This window comes from uncultured Thiodictyon sp., assembly GCF_903946935.1.
Taxonomy (GTDB): Bacteria; Pseudomonadota; Gammaproteobacteria; order Chromatiales; family Chromatiaceae; genus Thiodictyon.
Genome location: NZ_CAJAXH010000037.1, coordinates 1 through 3,074, shown reverse-complemented (window position 1 = coordinate 3,074; position 3,074 = coordinate 1). Strand labels below are relative to the sequence as shown.

General features: G+C 68.9%; 5 protein-coding genes. All 5 read left to right on the top strand.

What is annotated here, in order from left to right:
- Positions 1-909 (top strand): transglycosylase SLT domain-containing protein (locus tag QZX93_RS04260; protein WP_295394397.1); only part of this gene is annotated, 909 nt, incomplete at its 5' end.
- Positions 894-1,241: a hypothetical protein gene (locus QZX93_RS04255; protein ID WP_295394395.1), complete on the top strand. Its 348-nt coding sequence runs from the start codon at positions 894-896 to the stop codon at positions 1,239-1,241. The genes QZX93_RS04260 and QZX93_RS04255, both read left to right, overlap by 16 nt.
- Positions 1,228-1,722 (top strand): FlhC family transcriptional regulator, encoded by a 495-nt coding sequence (locus QZX93_RS04250; RefSeq protein ID WP_295384967.1) that lies wholly within the window; start codon positions 1,228-1,230, stop codon positions 1,720-1,722. The genes QZX93_RS04255 and QZX93_RS04250 overlap by 14 nt, the downstream gene beginning before the upstream one ends.
- Positions 1,709-2,668: a conjugal transfer protein TraF gene (locus tag QZX93_RS04245; protein ID WP_295384965.1), complete on the top strand. Its 960-nt coding sequence runs from the start codon at positions 1,709-1,711 to the stop codon at positions 2,666-2,668. The genes QZX93_RS04250 and QZX93_RS04245 overlap by 14 nt, the downstream gene beginning before the upstream one ends.
- Positions 2,661-3,074: conjugal transfer protein TraH (locus QZX93_RS04240; protein WP_366759675.1), on the top strand; the 414-nt coding region annotated here is incomplete at its 3' end. The genes QZX93_RS04245 and QZX93_RS04240, both read left to right, overlap by 8 nt.

Sequence of the window (3,074 nt, the reverse complement as noted above, 5' to 3'; positions counted from 1 at the left end):
CCGGCACTCCTGTACGCCCTGGCCGTCGCCCGCACCGGCCGGGTCGATGCGCACGGCACCGCCGCGCCCTGGCCCTGGACGGTGATCACCCGCGGACGCCCCCACCACTACCAGGACCGGGCCCATGCCGCACAGGCACTCCTGGCACCCGCCTTTGGGTCAACACAGCGCACCCTGGACGTCGGTCTGACGGGGATCAACATCGCGCGCTTTGGTGATCGCGTCGACGCACCGTCCGACCTGCTGGACCCGGCGACCAACCTGGGGCTCGCCGCCGCCATCCTGGCCGAGGGTCTGCGCACGACCCCGAACGACCCGGCGTTGGCCATCGGCCGCGTCGCTTATCCCGCTGATCCCACCGCGGCACGCGCCTTGGGCCGGCATGTCCTGGCCGTCGCGACGGCCCTGGACGGCGCGCCCAGCGGCGCGGCCGCACCGACGATCCGCTGCGTCGGCAAGCAACCGGCGACGGCGCCACGCCCTCCCGCAGGGCCCGTCCATGCCGCGCCCGCCGACCAGCCGTTCGTCGTCCACCTGATCAAGACGGCAGCCGCACGCCACGGGGTGGACCCCGCCTTTGCGCTGGCCATCGCCAAGAACGAGAGCGGTTTGCGCCAATCGGCCCTGAGCCCGAAAGGGGCGCGCGGGGTCATGCAATTGATGCCGGGCACGGCGTCGCGCTACGGCGCCGACCCACGCGACCTGGGTCAGAACATCGATGCCGGGGTGCGCTATCTGCGCGACCTGGCGGAGCTGTTCGGCGGTGACGCGGCCCTGGTGGCGGCGGCCTATAACGCGGGGGAGCACGCCGTCGTCAAGCACGGCTGGCGCGTTCCTCCCTATCGGGAAACGCAAGCGTATGTGCCGCGGGTACTCGCGACGCGGGAGCAACTGTGGTTTCAACCCTGACGCTGAACGCACCGAACCACGCGGAGACGATCCGGCGGCTCAACACCGCGTTCTTCCTGGCCGCGCGTGACGCGGCCCGGGAGAGCGTGCCGTTTGCGATGACCGCCTTCGGCGTCCCCCAGGTCCTGGCGGAATGGTTACTGACGGCCGGCCCCGATGAGGTCGTAGCGCTGGCGACGCTCCCGGTCTGTACCTTTGAGGTCCGGCTGCCCACCCGGGCGATGCAGACCGTCTGCCTGCCGGGCGGCCGGGTTCCCATTGAGACGGATTGCCCGGTGGTGGCGATGCACACGGCGCTGCTGGCCGTCGGGGCGACCAGTGAGCGCAGTTGATCGCTATACCGCCTTGCAGTTGGCCGTCCGCCTGGTCAGACACGGCGTCAAGCTCTCCATCGTGTATTCCGGCACCGGTGTGGCACGCGAATACCTGCGCAACCTGCACCGCGAGATCCACGGGCGTTCACCGCGCGGCGGACCGCTGGTCACCAGCGTGGGCACCGTCATCAAGACCCGCCCGCAACAGGCCCATGCCTCGCTGTTCGCCGCGTTGTATCTGCGGCTCGATGGGCGTGGGCTCTACCAGGCCGTCAACTACACCGCCTTGCTCGACGCCTTCGAGATGTACCTGGCGCTGATCCCACGGCACAAGCCACCACTCATCGACATCAATCTGGCCTGGGCCACCGCGCGTGACTTGCGCAGCGGCCAGGCCGACTTGCAGCACTGCCCGGACTGCGAGGTGGGGTTTCTCGTCATGCGGGCGGGAAATATCGGTTCAACCTGTCCACTGTGTTCACTGTATGCGCGCGTATAGAGGGTCCCTCATCGGACTTGGTCTGGTCATCGCCGGCGCGGCCAGTGTGGCCAGCGCCGGAATCGATGGGTTTTACGAAGGCAAGTCCCAGGGTTGGTTTTGGTATCGCCAGGATCCGCAGCCGCCCCCACCCGCTGAGCCGGAGCCCCCGCCTCCGACCTCCCCGGCTCCAGCCGTCGTACCACCCCCGGAGGCCGCCGCGGCGCCGCAACCCGCGCCGCTGTCGGCCGCGTGGATGCGGGAGAACCTGGATCGTTACCGGGACCGGGCCATCGATGACCCGACCCCCGAGAACGTCGCGGCCTTCTTTTACCTGCAGCGCGTCGTCCTCGATAAGTCCTCGACCTTCGCAAAGGTCGCCGAGCGCGTGGTCCAGGGCAATCCCGACCTCGACGAGATTACCCAGCGTCCCACCGCGACCTTCGGCGCCAACCTGGCGAACAAGACGGCCGGCGACGCCCGGGATGCCGTGCTCGGGCGCATCGCTCGGATCTCCGTGGTCTGGTTCTTTTTCCGCTCCGACTGCCCTTACTGCGAGGCGCAGGCCCCGTTGTTGGACCTGATGTCCCAGCGCTACGGCTTCGCCGTGCTGCCCATCTCGCTGGACGGGCAGCCATTACCCAGTGGCGTCTTTCCGAACTTCCGTGCCGATGGTGGCCAGGGCCGCGCACTCGGGGTGCGCTCCACGCCGACCATGTTCCTGGTACGCCCCGACCCCGACGGACCGAAGGTCGCGCCGGTCGCCCAGGGCCTGCTGTCGCTGGCCCAGTTGCAGGAACGCTTTGTGACGGCCGCGGTCACGGCTGGCTGGATCACGGAAGCCGACGTCACGCCGACCCGGGCGGTGACGACTGACATGGGCGCCGCGGCGCTCACGCACGCGGGCGAACTGCCCGATGACCCCGCCGCCCTGGTGGCACGCCTGCGAGCACTCATCCATGACTAAAGCACTCACCATCGGGCCACTCGCCGTCGCCGCCCTGCTTCAAGCCGGCGTTTTGCATGCGGGGGGCCTGGCGCAGCAGTCGGACCAACTGTTCAATACCATGGTCAACGCGACGACACCGACGGCCCACATGGGGCAGCGTCGCGGCGTCTTCGACGGCGGGTCATTACAGGCCAGGAACCGCATCGTCTCCGAATCCCTGATGCATGTCACCCCGCCGTCGTTCGAGGCCGGCTGCGGTGGCATCGACCTTTACGCCGGCAGCTTCAGCTTCATCAATGCCGACCAGTTCCAGGCGCTGATGCGGGCCATCGCCGCGAATGCCACCGGCTACGCCTTCCAGATGGCCCTGGCCGCCATGTCACCCCAGGCGGCCGAGATCATCTCCAAGCTCCAGGATACGGTG

Coding starts and splice junctions, on each gene's coding strand:
- QZX93_RS04245 (WP_295384965.1), top strand. CDS start 1,709: ATGCGCGCGTATAGAGGGTCCCTCATCGGACTTGGTCTGGTCATCGCC.